Origin of the sequence: Thiorhodospira sibirica ATCC 700588 (assembly GCF_000227725.2) — a bacterium.
In the GTDB taxonomy this organism is placed as follows: Bacteria; Pseudomonadota; Gammaproteobacteria; order Ectothiorhodospirales; family Ectothiorhodospiraceae; genus Thiorhodospira; species Thiorhodospira sibirica.
In genome coordinates, this window is record NZ_MU255057.1 from 54,782 (window position 1) to 69,227 (window position 14,446).

The 14,446-nt window shown below is 57.3% G+C and carries 13 protein-coding genes; 9 read left to right on the plus strand and 4 right to left on the minus strand.

The features are described from left to right. The first annotated feature begins 927 nt into the window (after positions 1–927). The 9 genes from THISIDRAFT_RS13745 to sufU all read left to right on the plus strand — a co-directional run bounded on the left by THISIDRAFT_RS13745 (position 928) and on the right by sufU (position 11,628). Positions 928–1,794, plus strand: coding sequence for a PhnD/SsuA/transferrin family substrate-binding protein (locus THISIDRAFT_RS13745; RefSeq protein WP_006788524.1), 867 nt, complete (start codon positions 928–930; stop codon positions 1,792–1,794). Then, entirely contained in the window at positions 1,791–4,535 is a 2,745-nt protein-coding gene (locus THISIDRAFT_RS13750) for a bifunctional diguanylate cyclase/phosphodiesterase (RefSeq protein ID WP_006788525.1), read from the plus strand. Before THISIDRAFT_RS13745 ends, THISIDRAFT_RS13750 begins: the two co-directional genes overlap by 4 nt. A gap of 17 nt (positions 4,536–4,552) precedes the next feature. Further along, entirely contained in the window at positions 4,553–5,659 is a 1,107-nt protein-coding gene (locus THISIDRAFT_RS13755; protein ID WP_006788526.1) for a glycosyltransferase, read from the plus strand. Between the two features lie 96 nt (positions 5,660–5,755). Further along, positions 5,756–6,226 (plus strand): SUF system Fe-S cluster assembly regulator, encoded by a 471-nt coding sequence (locus THISIDRAFT_RS13760; protein WP_006788527.1) that lies wholly within the window; start codon positions 5,756–5,758, stop codon positions 6,224–6,226. A 37-nt stretch (positions 6,227–6,263) separates the two neighbouring features. Then, positions 6,264–7,712 carry a Fe-S cluster assembly protein SufB gene (gene sufB / locus THISIDRAFT_RS13765; protein WP_006788528.1) on the plus strand — a complete coding sequence of 483 codons (1,449 nt, stop codon included), beginning with the start codon at positions 6,264–6,266 and terminating at the stop codon, positions 7,710–7,712. Positions 7,713–7,859: 147 nt separating this feature from the next. Next, on the plus strand, positions 7,860–8,609 hold the full coding sequence (gene sufC, locus THISIDRAFT_RS13770; RefSeq protein WP_006788529.1) for a Fe-S cluster assembly ATPase SufC: 750 nt from the start codon (positions 7,860–7,862) through the stop codon (positions 8,607–8,609). Beyond that, a complete protein-coding gene (sufD, locus tag THISIDRAFT_RS13775; protein WP_006788530.1) occupies positions 8,609–9,922 on the plus strand; it encodes a Fe-S cluster assembly protein SufD in 1,314 nt (437 codons plus the stop codon). The genes sufC and sufD overlap by 1 nt, the downstream gene beginning before the upstream one ends. Then, the gene (locus THISIDRAFT_RS13780; RefSeq protein WP_006788531.1) at positions 9,919–11,172 is read left to right on the plus strand and encodes a cysteine desulfurase; all 1,254 of its coding nucleotides are present in this window, start codon (positions 9,919–9,921) and stop codon (positions 11,170–11,172) included. The genes sufD and THISIDRAFT_RS13780 overlap by 4 nt, the downstream gene beginning before the upstream one ends. Before the next feature lie 3 nt (positions 11,173–11,175). Further along, the gene (gene sufU, locus THISIDRAFT_RS13785; RefSeq protein WP_006788532.1) at positions 11,176–11,628 is read left to right on the plus strand and encodes a Fe-S cluster assembly sulfur transfer protein SufU; all 453 of its coding nucleotides are present in this window, start codon (positions 11,176–11,178) and stop codon (positions 11,626–11,628) included. Between the two features lie 85 nt (positions 11,629–11,713). Here the strand turns inward: sufU and secG are convergent, their stop codons facing one another. The 4 genes from secG to THISIDRAFT_RS13805 form a co-directional block, all read right to left on the minus strand. Next, positions 11,714–12,076 (minus strand): preprotein translocase subunit SecG, encoded by a 363-nt coding sequence (gene secG, locus THISIDRAFT_RS13790; protein WP_006788533.1) that lies wholly within the window; start codon positions 12,074–12,076, stop codon positions 11,714–11,716. A gap of 2 nt (positions 12,077–12,078) precedes the next feature. Then, positions 12,079–12,843 carry a triose-phosphate isomerase gene (gene tpiA / locus THISIDRAFT_RS13795; RefSeq protein ID WP_006788534.1) on the minus strand — a complete coding sequence of 255 codons (765 nt, stop codon included), beginning with the start codon at positions 12,841–12,843 and terminating at the stop codon, positions 12,079–12,081. 172 nt (positions 12,844–13,015) lie between these two features. Continuing rightward, complete coding sequence (locus tag THISIDRAFT_RS13800) at positions 13,016–13,522, minus strand: hypothetical protein (RefSeq protein WP_221914064.1); 507 nt, start codon at positions 13,520–13,522, stop codon at positions 13,016–13,018. Between the two features lie 124 nt (positions 13,523–13,646). Beyond that, positions 13,647–14,168, minus strand: coding sequence for a helix-turn-helix domain-containing protein (locus THISIDRAFT_RS13805; RefSeq protein WP_221914056.1), 522 nt, complete (start codon positions 14,166–14,168; stop codon positions 13,647–13,649). Positions 14,169–14,446: the final 278 nt, after the last annotated feature.

Below are 14,446 nucleotides of genomic sequence, written 5' to 3' on the forward strand. Positions count from 1 at the left end.
CGAGACGCCAGCAACGGTCTACAGGACCCGGCAGGGAGGAGGTGCATTGATCGTAGACAAATACGGCCCGGGGCGGTGACGCCTACCGACGGTGAATCTGCGGCATCAGGGCAGCGCTGTGCAGCTGCGAGTGAGGGGCAGGCGATAACTTTAACTCGGCCACCTTTTGTCTTGACAATGGGGTCTACCTCACTACCGCCAGTGAAAATACAGAAATCAACACCACCGGCAGGGTGGCAAGCAGCATCATGCGCTGGCTGTAGTTGGCCTTTTTGAGAGGTGGTATGGTTTTCATTGCCAGGCTCCTCTGGCCTTTTTTCTGTTGGTATCAGGCACAGAGATGGCTAAAATGACGGCAATTTATCCAAACCCGCCGCCAGCGAATACACAAAAAACGAAATGGGCCTGCACTGAATACGAAAATGCCTCTTCGGGGCTTTGTTTTCCCTATGTTTTGCTAATTCAATCCCTATGAATGCTTGCTCCCAGCCTGCACCACGCCCCGTGCTCATGGCCCTGTTCTCGCGGGTGTGCCTGATAGTCTATCCGTGGCGCGAGCTCTGGCCCACCCTGCCGCGCTCCACCGCCGGGTACCTCAAGTCCCAAGCCACTTTCTCCGACTGTTTGGCCTTGGTACGGCGTACCCTCTGGGCCCAGGACCATGGCGTCAACTCCACTTCAGCGCCCGATCAGCGCCTCATTTCCCTCGAGCGCCTGCTAGACTCGCTCGCAGTGACCCCTAAATGGCCAAAGTCGAGATAAATAGATATGTGCAGATTTAGACTGAACTGCTCAAGCCCTTTCGGCTTTGTAGGATGCTTGCTAGAATAGTCTGCAGAATCCATGACTGAGCCGTGTTCGCCGGTGTGTGGATCGTCTTGTCTGCCTTGAGCGCAGGATGCGTCGCTAACCAAACATCGTGCCTTTATGCAACGCACCCTATCCGGCAAACGCTGTTTTCTTGCCCTGTTCACCATCTTTTGCTGCATCTTTCTCCCTCCCCTGCTGGCTCAAGAACGTGAGCCCATTCGCTTTGCGCCGCTGCCGATGGAAAACCGCGAGATGATCATCCAGGGTTTTTATCCACTGCTTGCCTATCTGGAGCAACAGCTCGGGCATCCCTTCGAGATGCATTATTACGAAAGCAATCAGGAAGTCGCCAGCGCGTTGCGTGATGGGACGATTGATCTGGCCTTTCTGGGGCCTTTGCCCTATGTCAGTCTGCAACACCAGGGCGCCGACATCATACCGCTGGTGTTTTTTAGAGAAGCCAATGGCCTGGCGCGTTATCGCTGTGCCTTGGTGGTGTTTGCCGCTGACACGCCAAGCCCGGCAGATCTTTATGATGCCCCCATTGCCTTGACCCAGCCTTTGTCAACCTGCGGTTATCTGGGGGCAAAGGCTTTATTGCGCGAGTTTGCGGACGTGTCTTTGGACGCTACCGATTACCGTTATTTGGGATCACATGAGGCGGTTGCGCTGGCCGTGATTGCGGGTGAGGCCCGCGCCGGCAGTGTGCGCGATGAGTTTGCAGTGAAATACGCTCCGCTTGGGCTGACCGTCGCTGCGTATACCGACTGGCTCCCGGCCACGGGCCTGTTTGCCAATGCCAGTCATTTAGGCGAGGCGCTGTTTGCCGATGTGCAGCAGATTTTGCTGGCGACACCGGAAAGCGTGTATCAGCAGTGGGGTAGCAGTATCCGCCACGGCATGGTGAAAGCCAGTGAGGCAGACTTTGCCGGGGTGTATCGTTTGGGTGATCCGCACAGTATTCCGCAAAAGCCTGCGCCATGATGAATGGCACACCGTTGAAGAATGCCCTGCCTCGTATCCGCTTCTGGGAATTGCTGACCCTGCTGTTGCTGGCCGCCGTGGTCAGTGGCTATTTTTACCACCAGTACCAGACGCAACAGCGCCGCCATACCCAACACCATATCGAGGCGCTTGAGGTGGCCTATCGCAGTACGCTGCAAACCTATCGCCTGGATATTGTCACCCGGCTGCGCTACCAGATTTTGCAGCCGGACATCCTTGCCTTGATGGCGCAGGCTCAGGATGCTTCCGAGGCCGAACTGGCAGTGCTGCGCGGGCAGTTGTATCGGCAATTGAAATCGGTCTACGAGGAATTGCAGGGCCTGGGTCTGTATCAATTCCAGTTTCATCTGCCCGATGATCGGGTGTTATTGCGCTTTCATCTGCCGCATGAGGTCGGCGATGCCTTATATGCGCTGCGCCCCAGTCTGTATATTGCCAACACCCAGCAACGCCCGGTCAGTGGCTTTGAGATTGGCCGTACCCGGTCGGGTTTTCGCAATGTGTATCCCATCATGGATCAGGGACGCCATCTAGGCAGTGTGGAGCTGTCGCATCCTTTTGAGCATCTGCAGACGCATTTGCAACATCTGCTCAATGACAGCGAATACACCTTTTTGCTGGATCGACGGGCGGTGCTGCAGCGCATTGAGCCCCCTTATCTGGAAAAATACGCCCCCAGCGCCCTGCATCCGGGGTATATGCATGAAAATCCGGCCATCACGCGCCTGCTGAGGCATGCATCGCCGACCCCGCTGATCCATGCACTGGCCCCGAGTCTGCGCCAGAACCCCGACATTCAGCGACAGATGCATGCCGGCCAGACCTTTGCCGTGCCTCTGATACACCACGGCCAGGGCTATACCGTGACCTTTCTGGCGATTAGCGATATTAGCGGTTATCCCATTGCCTATGTGGTGCGTCTGGCGGAGAGTCCGGAGCTGCCCGCCCAGCGGGATGCCCTGCTGTTGCAATATGTGCTGGCCTTGGCGCTATTGCTCGGTCTGGCGCTGGCGATTCATCATCTGCGCCGCCAGCAGCAACGGCTACGCCTGTATGCGCAAATATTTCAACACAGCGGCGAGGCGATTTTGGTCACTGACCGGGATAATCGCATCATTGACATCAATCCCGCCTTTACGCATCTGACCGGCTATGAATTGGACGAGATTCGCTACCAAAACCCGCGCCTGCTCAAATCCCAACACACCCATCCGCAGATTTATCAAAATCTCTGGGAAACGCTCAAGCAGACCGGCCATTGGCAAGGCGAGCTGTGGGACCGGCGCAAAGATGGCAGTGTGTATCCCAAGTGGGTCTCCATTTCGGTCATCCGCGATGAGGGCCATGCCATTACGCATCATATCGCCAGCTTCATCGACATCAGCGAGCGTAAGGCTGCAGAGGCGCATATTGAGCGCCTGGCGCATCATGATGCCCTGACGGGCTTGTTCAATCGCTATAGTCTGGAAAGCCGCCTGGAGCAAGCCTTGTTCAGCGCCAAGCGTGAGTATCACACACTGGCCGTGCTGTTTATCGATATGGACCGCTTTAAACTCATCAACGACACTCTCGGTCACAGCGTGGGCGATTGTCTGCTGCAAGATGTGGCGCGGCGTCTTTTGCAGAATGTGCGTGAAAGCGATATTGTCGCCCGTCAGGGAGGGGATGAATTTGTCGTGGTGCTGATTAATCCGGACTCCACTCACGGCGTCACCCTCATTGCCCATAAAATCCTCAAATCCCTGGCCCATACCTACACCATTGAGGAACACAGCCTGCACACCAGCCCCAGTATCGGGGTGGCCATGTATCCCCATGATGGCGATACGGTGGACACGCTGCTGAAAAACGCCGATACCGCCATGTATCATGCCAAGGAACAAGGCCGCAATAATATCCAGTTTTTTGCCGAGGAAATGACCCAGCAGGCCAACGAGCGCATGGCCCTGGAGCGTGACTTGCGCCAAGCCCTGGCCAAACAGCAACTATCTTTGCGCTACCAGCCCCAGGTCAAGGCCGATACACAGAAGGTCTGCGGCTTTGAGGCGCTGTTGCGCTGGGAACACCCCGAAAAAGGCTTTATTCCGCCGGATCGCTTCATTGCCTTGGCAGAGGAGGCGGGACTGATTGAAGACATGGGCGCTTGGGTGCTTGAAGAGGCCTGTGCCCAGCTCAGCCGCTGGCAGACGCAAGGCTTTCATGGCCTGCGCATGGCGATCAACCTCTCCGCCTATCAGCTACGCTCACCGCGCCTGGTTGAACAGGTGCAGCAATGCCTGCAACGCTATGCCCTGTCTGCAGAGGATCTTGAGCTGGAGGTCACCGAATCGGTGGCGATGGAATCTCCTGAACAGGCCATCGAACAGCTGCGGGCGCTGCGCGATGTCGGGGTACGTCTGGCCATTGATGACTTTGGTACGGGTTATTCCTCCCTGGCCTATCTCAAACACCTGCCGATCCAGACCCTGAAACTGGATCGCAGCTTTGTGCATAACATCGAAAACGACAGCAATAATGCCGCCATCAGTGCCGCCACGGTGGCGCTGGCACATACGCTGGGGCTTGAAGTGGTGGCTGAAGGCGTGGAAAACCCGGCCCAGCGGGACTTATTGGCGCATGAGCATGGCTGTGACTATCTGCAGGGCTATCTGTTTGGCAAACCTGAAACCGTCGCGCAGGCCACCGTCTATCTTCAGCAAGCTCTGGGCATACGCACATAAAGGATTTTGTCAAGCTGATGCGCATCGCCTTTTTACTGGCTAAATATGGACGCGGCGGTGTTGAGCGCATGCTCATCAATACCGCCAGCGGCCTTGCCCAGCGGGGGCATACGGTGGACTACCTGGCGCCGGATGATGGCGTGTACCTTGATGGTCTGGATGCACAGGTGGTGCGTCATTTTCTGCCGCTCAAGCACGCCACCCAGTGCCGCTATCTGCGCCACTACCTGCAAAGGCAAATACCCGATGCGCTGATTGTCGCCAAAGACCGCGATCTGGCAACCGCCTTGCAACTGCTTCGCGCATACCACAGCCCCACACGGCTGATCATGCGCCCCGGCACCGTGGTCTCGGCCAAATTTCGCCCCTATCAGCATCTCCAGCGGGAACTGAGCTTTTGGCAGATGCGTCGCCGCTACCGGCAAACCACGGCACTGGTTGCCAATGCCGAGAGCGTCCGCGAGGATATCGCCCGCATTGTCGGCATCCCCGCCCAGCAGATTTTTTTGATTCGCAACCCGGTGATCACACCAAACCTGCTGCAACAGGCCAATGCACCGGCCTTGCATCCCTGGCTGGAGCAGACGGTTCCGTTGATTCTGGGGATGGGCAACCTGCACCGCGTCAAGGATTTCATCACCCTGATCCGCGCCTTTGCACAGGTGCGCCGGGAACGACCGGCACGTTTACTGATCCTGGGCGAAGGACATCTGCGCACCTCGCTGGAGCGTGAGATCCAGCGCCTGGGGCTCAGTGCGGATGTGGATTTGCCCGGCTTTGTGGAAAACCCCTATCCATTTCTTAAGGCTGCCCGGGTATTTGTATTGTCTTCACTGCGCGAAGGCTCACCCAATGCCTTAACCGAGGCCCTGGCCCTGGGCACCCCCGTGGTCGCCACTGACTGTCCCGGCGGTGTGCGTGAAATCCTGCAGCACGGCCAGTACGGCACCGTGGTACCGATGCGCGCCCCAGAGATCATGGCCGCTGCCATCCTGCAAACCCTTGATCATCCCCTCGCCTCGCCTCTCTTGCAAACTGCCGTCGCTGACTACACCATCGAACGCACCGCCCTTGCCTATGAGGCGATGCTGCTCAGCCTGCCTTTCCCACCGCCACTTCGGTGAGCCGGGTCGATCACATAGGCACGCTGCGCTTGAGTGCGGCGGGTCGGTTGTGATTAAATCAGGACCTAACTAGTTCTATATTTTACAGGGGCGGTCATGCTGCGTGTCAGTAAGCTCAGTGACTATGCCATCGTGCTGCTGACCGAGATGGCACAGTCAGGCAACTATCGCGCCAATGCACGGCTATTGGCAGCGGGTACGAATATTGCTCAGCCCACGGTGGTCAAGCTGCTGAAACAGCTCAAAGAGCAGGGCCTGTTGTCCTCAGAGCAAGGGCGTCACGGCGGTTATCGCCTGGCCAGGGCACCCAGCGAGATCAGTTTATCGGACATTATTGAGGCAGTCGAAGGCCCGATTGCACTGACAGAGTGCATTGAGCAGGACGGTGATTGCCAGATTCGGCCACATTGTGCGCCCCGCTCGCATTGGGTGTATATCAACGCCGCGTTTCGCCAAGCGCTGCTTACCGTGACTCTGGATCAGTTGCTCGCACCTCGGGCCAACCGCTCCGCGCACCCGCTGGGCGGGCCTTCGCCAGAGACCCCGTTGCTACCGCCAAGCCACTAATATCACAGGATTTTTCATCAGCCAAAGGCCCAAGTCCATGTCCAGCCAAAATCAAGACATCGAGCAGCTGTTAAAGCGTGAGTATAAATACGGTTTTAGCACCGATATTGAGCAGGAAATCCTGCCCCCCGGATTGAATGAAGACGTGATCCGGGTCATCTCGGCGAAAAAACGCGAGCCTGAATTCATGCTCAACTGGCGACTTGAAGCGTATCGCCACTGGTTGACCATGCAGCCGCCTCACTGGGCGCATGTCAGTTATCCGCCCATTGATTATCAGGCGCTTTCCTATTATGCCGCGCCGAAATCCAAAGAGGATGCACCGAAAAACTTAGATGAGGTTGACCCCAAGCTGCTGGAAACCTATGACAAGCTGGGCATCCCCTTGCATGAGCGCGCCCGTCTGGCGGGTGTTGCAGTGGATGCGGTGTTTGATAGCGTCTCGGTGGCCACAACCTACAAAGAAAAGCTGGCTAAACAGGGGATTATCTTCTGCTCTTTTTCAGAGGCGGTGCAGGAGCACCCCGAGTTAATCCAGCAATACCTGGGGACGGTGGTCTCGCCCCGCGATAATTTTTTTGCGGCCCTCAATGCGGCGGTGTTTTCCGATGGCTCGTTTGTGTATATCCCTAAAGGGGTGCGCTGTCCGATGGAGCTGTCCACCTATTTTCGCATCAATGCCACCGATACCGGGCAGTTTGAACGCACCCTGATCATTGCCGAGGAAGGCGCCTATGTTTCTTATCTGGAGGGCTGTACGGCGCCGCAGCGCGATGAAAATCAGTTACATGCGGCGGTGGTGGAGCTGATTGCCCTGGATCATGCCCACATCAAATATTCCACCGTGCAAAACTGGTATCCCGGTGATGAACAGGGTAAAGGCGGCATTTATAACTTTGTGACTAAGCGCGGCGAGTGCCGGGGGGTTCACAGCAAGATTGCCTGGACACAGATTGAGGCCGGTTCGGCCATCACCTGGAAATATCCCAGCTGCATCCTCAGCGGGGATCATTCCGTGGGCGAGTTTTACTCGGTGGCGGTAGGCAATAATTATCAGCAGATCGATAGCGGCACCAAAATGGTGCATATCGGACGCCATACCCGCAGCACCATTGTTTCCAAAGGAATTTCTGCGGGCAAGGCCAACAATGCCTATCGCGGGCTGGTCAAGGTGTTGCCCGGCGCACACGGGGCGCGCAACTACACCCAGTGCGACTCGTTGCTGATGGGAGATCAATGCGGGGCGCATACCTACCCCTACATCGAGGTAAAAAATCCCAGCGCCATCATTGAGCATGAGGCCACCACTTCGCGCATTGGTGAAGATCAGATCTTTTATCTCAAACAGCGCGGTCTGTCCGAAGAGGATGCGGTCAACATGATTGTCAACGGCTTTTGCAAAGAGGTGTTTAGCGAATTGCCGATGGAATTTGCGGTGGAAGCCCAGGCTTTGCTTGAAGTCTCGCTGGAAGGCGCGGTCGGTTAGCGGCCTGGGTTGGAGCGCCGAGTGATACTCGGCTGGATTTGCATCTATATCCCGACCAGCCGACTGCAAGTCGGCGCTCCACACGGCGAGAAGCCGCCGCCACCACGATAAAAATAAAGAAATCATTAAGACGAAGGGGAAACGACGATGTTAACGATTGATCACTTGCATGCCAGGGTCGAGGCCCAGGAGATTCTCAAAGGCATTAACCTTGAGGTCAAGGCCGGAGAGGTTCATGCCATCATGGGGCCGAACGGTTCGGGCAAAAGTACCCTGTGTCAGGTGCTGGGCGGCCGCGAGGGTTATACAGTCACCGGCGGCTCGGTGCAGTTTAAGGGCCAGGATCTGCTGGAAATGGCCCCCGAGGTGCGTGCCCGTGAGGGCCTGTTGCTGGGTTTTCAATATCCTGTCGAGATCCCCGGTGTGAAAAATATCTACCTGCTCAAGGCGGCCTATAACGCCCTGCGGGTTCATCGCGGTGAGCCGGAAGCGGATACCTTTGAGTTTCTGGCGCTGGTGCGCGAAAAGCTTAAATTGATGCAGATGGATGAGCAGTTTTTGCATCGGGCGGTCAATGTCGGCTTTTCGGGCGGTGAAAAAAAACGCAATGAAATCCTGCAAATGCTGATTCTGGAACCGGCGCTGGCGGTGCTCGATGAAACCGACTCGGGGCTGGATATTGATGCGCTTAAAGTGGTCTCTGAGGGCGTCAATCGACTGCGTAGCGCGCAGCGGGCAATTATTTTAGTGACCCATTATCAGCGTCTGCTCAATCATATCGAGCCGGATCATGTGCATGTGCTGTACAAAGGTCGCATCATCCGCTCCGGGGACAAAACCCTGGCCCATGAGCTGGAGCGGGATGGCTATCAGGGCATTATCGAGGAGGCGGCCTGATGAATGCCGCAGAGTCACTGACCCCGCCTGCTGAAACCTTGCCCATCGAGGCCCATCGACCACCGGCGTGGCTGCTGGATCGCTGCTCTCAGGCCGCCGCAGAATTTGCCCAACGCGGCTATCCTGACCCACGCCATGAGGAATGGAAATACACCAAGCTGCGCACGCTGAAAAACCAGTCATTTGTTACAGCGTCTCACGCGCCCATGCTGGATGCAGCCGACCTTGAGCGATGCACCTGGCCCGATCTGCCAAGCCATCGGCTGGTGTTTGTGGATGGCATTTATCAGCCAGCCTTATCGGAGCCGGGGGATTTACCCGCAGGCGTACAAATCACCAGCCTGGCGCAGGCCATTGCTGCCGGGGCAGTGGGGCTGGAAACCGTGCTAGGTACGCTGGTGGATGCGCAATATTCCAGCTTTGCGGCCTGGAATCTGGCGCAGCTTTTTGACGGTGCGCTGATCCAACTGGCCCCGGATACCTGCCTGCAGCAGCCGGTTCACCTGTTATTTATACACAGTGCGCAGCCCACCCCGCAGATCTATCATCCACATAGCGTGATCCAGGCCGGTCAGGGCAGCAAGGCGCATATCCTTGAACATCACATCGGCCTGCCCGGTGCGCAGGGTTTTTGCAATAGCGCCACCGAGATTCATCTAAGCGCCAATGCCACGCTGGAACATACCCTGCTACAGGAACACAGCGAGGCCAGCTATCATATCGGCAACCTGTTTATCCGTGCCCAGCGCGACAGTCGTTTGATCTCGCATAACATCAATCTGGGTGGGCGGTTGACCCGCCATGATCTTAACGTCGATCTGTGCGAACCCGGTGCTGAGGCAGTGCTCAATGGCCTGTTTGTGGTCGGTGGCACGCAGCACACAGACACCCATACCCGCATCCATCACCGCGCTCCGCATACCCGTAGCGATGAAACCTATCATGGGATTGCCGACGATCAGGGGCGCGGCGTCTTCAAGGGGCGTGTGCTGGTGGCGCGGGATGCACAAAAGATTGAAGCGCATCAACACAACGCCAACCTGCTGCTCTCGGATAAGGCCGAAATCGACACCAAGCCGGAGCTGGAAATCTATGCCGATGATGTGCGCTGCTCGCATGGTGCCACCATCGGACAACTGGACCCGCAATCTATGTATTACCTGCAGAGTCGCGGCATTGACCGTGAAAAAGCGCGAGATATGCTCATCTTTGCCTTTGCCGATGAGGTGATACAGCGCCTGCCCCTGGCCCCGCTGGCCAAACACATCGAACACGCCCTGCAAACGCGGTTGCCGGAAGGAGTCTCAGTATGAGTACATCCTCTGCTGCGCCTACTTTGCATGCATCTACCTGGGATGTCGAGTGCATCCGGGCTGATTTCCCAACCCTGAATCAGCAGGTACACGGCCATCCGCTGGCCTATCTGGATAATGGCGCGACCACGCAAAAGCCACAAGTCGTGATTGATACGCTGACACGTTATTATCAAAACGATAACGCCAATGTCCATCGTGGGGTACATCTGCTGGCTGAGCGGGCGACGCGTGATTATGAGGCGGCGCGTGAGCAGGTGCGGCGCTTTATCAATGCCGCATCAACCCGTGAGATTATCTTTGTACGCGGCACCACCGAGGCAATCAATCTGGTGGCGAGCAGTTTTGGTCAGCGCCTGCAAGCTGGGGATGAGATCATTCTCACCGCGATGGAGCATCACGCCAATATCGTACCCTGGCAATTATTGCGCGAACGTACCGGCGTGGTATTACGCTTCATTCCCATCACCCCGCAGGGTGAACTGGAACTTGAGCGCCTGCCGGAACTGTTCAATGCACGCACCCGCCTGCTGGCCTGTACTCATGTCTCCAATGCACTGGGCACGATTAACCCTGTCGAGGCGATCATCGCCCAGGCCAAAGCATACAATGTGCCGGTGCTGTTGGACGGGGCGCAGGCGACGCCGCATCTGCGCGTGGATGTGCAGGCGCTGGACTGTGATTTTTATTGCTTTTCCGGGCACAAGGTCTTTGGCCCGACCGGTATCGGCGTGCTTTATGGCCGCGAGACGCTGCTGGAAAGCATGCCGCCCTATCAAGGTGGCGGTGATATGATTCGCACGGTCAGTCTGGAAAAAAGCACCTTTGCAGGCCTGCCGTATAAATTTGAGGCGGGAACCCCCAATATCGGCGGGGTCATTGGTCTGGGCGCGGCGCTGGCCTATGTGATGGCTCTGGATGGGGAGGCTGTTGAGCGCTATGAACAGCAGTTATTAGCCTATGCCACGGCGCGCCTGCAGGAGGTGCCGGGGCTTTCCATCATCGGGCAAGCGGCTAATAAAGTCTCGCTGGTCGCCTTTGTCATGGAAGATGTGCATCCGCATGATCTGGGCACCATCCTCGATCACGAAGGGCTTGCCGTGCGTGGCGGACATCACTGCGCAATGCCGATCATGAGTTACTATGGCGTACCCGCCACCACTCGCGCCTCCATGGCCTTTTATAACCGCCCGGATGAAATCGACCGCCTTTTTGAGGGGCTATTAAAAGCACGCAAACTGCTGAGCTAAGCCATGCATAACGAACTCAACGACCTCTATCAGGAATTGATTCTTGATCACAAGCGCCATCCGCGCAATTTTCGCGACATGCCCGATGCTACCCGGGCGGTCGATGGCCACAACCCCCTGTGCGGCGATCAGCTGCGCATCTATGTCCGCTTACACGAAGGATTGATTGAGGATGTCAGCTTTCTGGGCGCAGGCTGTGCGATTTCTATTGCCTCGGCCTCCATGCTGACCGAGGCCCTGAAAGGGCAAAGCATCGAAACCGCCCAAGCCCTGTTTGGCCAGATGCACGACATGCTCACCAACGACCAGTCCACGGTGGACCCTGGCAGTTTGGGCAAGCTGGGCGTCTTATCCGGCGTGCGCGATTATCCCTCACGGGTCAAATGCGCCTCACTGTGCTGGCACACGCTTAAAGCTGCCCTGGACGGCGATAAGGACACCATCAGCACGGAATAAACAGGGAATGCGGAGGGGTAGGGGGCTAACTCAACCTTCGCCACAAGGCTGGCGGTATCAGCCTGCCCCTCGCATACGGACGCCCTTACTCCAGAGGCAAGTCACCAGGGACCGGGCCGCTGGGTTCTTCCGGGAGGGCTTGAGGCTCAGGAATGGTGATGAATTGCTGCTGTGGCGGGATTTCGATTAAATCCACTACGCTGGGGGCTTCGCGTGGGTTGCTGACCATGTAGGCCAGGGTCATGCTGTTGAGGAAAAACAGCGTGGCGATGATGGCGGTGGAGCGGCTGAGAAAATTCGCCGCGCCGCGTGCACCAAACACGGTGGCCGAGGAACCGCTGCCAAAAGCGGCACCAGCATCGGCGCCTTTGCCATGCTGCAATAACACTAAAACAATCAAGCTGATGGCCAGGACAACCTGCACAATCAGTAAAATTCCGTAAAACATAATTAGTCGATTACCCGATCTGCTGCTTGGCAGATTGCCATAAAATCATTTGCCTTGAGAGAGGCCCCGCCAATCAAACCGCCATCAATATCAGTTTGGGCAAACAGGGTCTCTGCGTTATCTGCCTTCACACTGCCGCCATACAGAATCCGGATTGCGGCGGCGACATCCGCATTCAGTTGTTCGATACGGGAACGGATAAAGGCATGTACTGCCTGGGCCTGTTCTGGGCTTGCGGTCCTGCCGGTGCCAATCGCCCAAACCGGTTCGTAGGCGATGACCCCTTCGGTCAACAGGGTGACACCGACCTCGCTGATAACTGCATCCAGTTGACGCGCCACCACCGCCTCGGTAATGCCCTGTTCACGCTCGGCCAAGGTTTCGCCGATACATAGAATCGGCTTCAAACCATGCCGACAGGCGGCGGCAAATTTACGCGCCACCAAGACATCATCCTCGGCATACAGGGTGCGTCGTTCCGAATGCCCGATAATCACATACTGACAGCCCAGCTCAGTGAGCATCGCACCGGAGACTTCGCCGGTATACGCCCCCTGATCCTCATCGGAAAGATTCTGCGCCCCCAGTTCAATGGCGGTATTTTTTAGCAGATTAGCCACCTGCATGAGATAAACATGCGGCGGACACACCGCGACCTCTGCGTGCCGGATGGTATTCATGCCCGCGTTAATCGCTGCGATCAGGGCCTGATTTTCGCTCAAGGCACCGTGCATCTTCCAGTTACCTGCTACCAATGGCCTGCGCATCTCCCCTCCATTCACCGCTAATGACGCAATGATCTATGTACACAAAAGAGCGAATGATGCCCACAGAGGTCGCAAAAATCAAGCATCGCATCCATGCCTGTCAACCCAATTCAGAAATGTCCCCTTTTGTGCAAAGCAGAAGTGTCCCCAGTAGAATGCGTGGTTATGGTGTTTAGGCTTGTGCCGGAGTGATGTTGCCCCGGCCTCTCCAAGGGTGGTCCGGTGCCGGTTTGTAGGTTAGCCTGGCGGCCTGTCTTGCCTTGGCCTGGTCGACGCGGTAGTGGACGCTTTTTTCATCATCAAGCGGTGTGGGCGGTTCGCCCTCAGCCAACAGACGGTAAGGCATGATGTGCCCCTGGTGCAGGAGGGTGATGGTGCCGTCGAAGGCCTCGCAGACGGTGAGGGTGGCACCCCGCAGGCGGTAGCCCTTGCCCTGTCCCTGAAGCTGATATTCCCGGTTCTTGAACTGGAAGCAAAGGTTCTTGGAGAGCTTACGGGTATGGTGCAGGCAAAGGATGAGGGCCTGCTCCTCGGGGCTGTGCAGCACCGGTCGGTGGGCATCCTGGGGGCTTTGTGGCTCGACGGCGAAGCGGGCGTTGAAGTCGGCCATGAAGGTGGGGAGGAAGGCGTTGGCGGCGTCGATGTCCGAGATCTCACGCAGGCGCAGCGCCTTGACCAAACGGTCTTACAGGGTCTGGTTGGCCCGCTCCACGCGCCCCTTGGCCTGAGGGGTGTTGGCATGAATGGCGGCGATGTCGAGGGTCTTGATGGCGCGGGAAAACGGGGGCAACGCCCCGTCGTGCTCAGGGTGATGGATGCGGAAGAGGCTGTGCTTGTCCGAGTAGAGGGCCACCGGGCGTTTGTGCTGCTGCAGATAGTGCTGTAGGGTCTCCATGTAGGCCTGGGTGGTCTCGGCGGGCACGAAGCGCAGGGCCATCAGGCGCCCTATGGATGCGGGCCTGTTTGCGTTGTCTGGGCTGCCATAACCCATCGGCAATCATCCACTGGCGCAGGGTCTCGACCGAAAGGGGGTGGCCATGACGCTCGGCGAGCTTCTCGCAAGCCAGGGTGGGGCCGAAGTCGGTGTAGTGCGTCTTTACCAAGGCGAGCACCTCCTGGCGTACTGCCTTGGCAATGGCGTTGTTGGGACGTCGGCCACCGTGGCCACTGCGTAGCCCTGTCGCCCCATGCGCCCGATAGCGGCGGACCAGGCGCTTGACCTGGCGCACGCTCAGCCCCAGACGCTGGGCCGCCTCGGCCTGCCGCAGATGCTTGTTCGCCACCGCCTGAATCATCTCTAGTCGGTCAACTTCTTTGTGGCTCATCGTAATGTGCTCCTTCGTCATGTGGCGCCCCCCCCCGCAAAAACCAAAAGGGGACATTTTAGAATTGGACGAAGGGGACATTACTGCTTTGGGCTTGCCACCTATCACTTTTATGGCAAACTTTGAGGAATAGCTGAACTGAGGTCATAGGGGTGAGCATGGGAAGTGTCAAACGCTTGGCAGAAGAAGTGGCCCGAGGACTGCGCGAAGCGCATCCAGGGTTGCGTAAGACGGTGGTCGACAAACTGGCGCTGGCCGTTGGAGCGATGCTGGAGGGG